The organism is Acidovorax sp. GW460-11-11-14-LB4 (assembly GCF_059423685.1).
Genome location: NZ_JBWKYJ010000148.1, coordinates 1 through 1022, shown reverse-complemented (window position 1 = coordinate 1022; position 1022 = coordinate 1). Strand labels below are relative to the sequence as shown.

Annotated in this window: 1 protein-coding gene; it reads left to right on the top strand. The window is 66.2% G+C overall.

What is annotated here, in order from left to right:
• On the top strand, positions 1-1022 hold a 1022-nt coding region (locus tag AC07X4_RS23960; protein ID WP_494741545.1), incomplete at both ends, for a putative bifunctional diguanylate cyclase/phosphodiesterase.

Sequence of the window (1022 nt, the reverse complement as noted above, 5' to 3'; positions counted from 1 at the left end):
GAGATCGAACGCCTGGCGTTCTACGACGCGCTCACCGGCCTGCCCAACCGCCGCCTGCTGCTGGACCGCCTGCAACGCTCCATCGCCGCCTGCCAACGCACCAGGAACCTCGGGGCCCTGCTGTTCATCGACCTCGACAACTTCAAGGATCTGAACGACACCCTGGGCCACGACATGGGCGACCAGCTCCTGGCCCAGGTCGCCGCCCGCCTGGTGGGCAGCGTGCGCGAAGCCGACACCGTGGCCCGCTTCGGCGGAGACGAATTCGTCGTCATGCTCGAAGCCCTGGCCCCCGACCTGCAAAACGCCGCCACCCAGGCAGAAACCGTCGCCGAAAAACTCCTGGCCAGCCTGAACCAGCCCTTTGACCTGGACGGCGCCCAGCACTACAGCACCCCCAGCATCGGCATCACCCTCTTTGGCGACGAACGCCTCACCGTGGACGAACTCCTCAAGCGCGCCGACCTGGCGATGTACCAGGCCAAAGCCGCAGGACGCAACACCCAGCGCTTCTTCGACCCTGACATGCAGGCAGCCGTCAACGCCCGCTCCAACCTCGAAGCCGACCTGCGCCAGGGCCTGGCCCGGGGCGAATTGCTCGTGCACTACCAGCCCGTCGTGGACCACCACGCCCGCCTGCTGGGCGCAGAAGCCCTGGTGCGCTGGCGCCACCCCCAGCGCGGCATGATCAGCCCCGGCGACTTCATCCCCCTGGCAGAACAGACCGGCCTCATCCTCCCCCTGGGCCAATACGTGCTCCAGACCGCCTGCGAACAACTGCAGCGCTGGAGCCAGCACCCAGACACCGCCCACCTGTCCATCTCCGTCAACGTCAGCGCCCGCCAATTCCGGCAACCCGGCTTCGTGGCCGAAGTGCTGCAAACCTTGAAGAACCACAACGCAGACCCCCGGCAACTCAAGCTCGAACTCACCGAAAGCCTGCTGCTGGGAGACATCGAAGACACCATCGCGCGCATGGTGCAGCTCAAGAGCGAAGGCGTGGGTTTTGCGCTCGATGACTT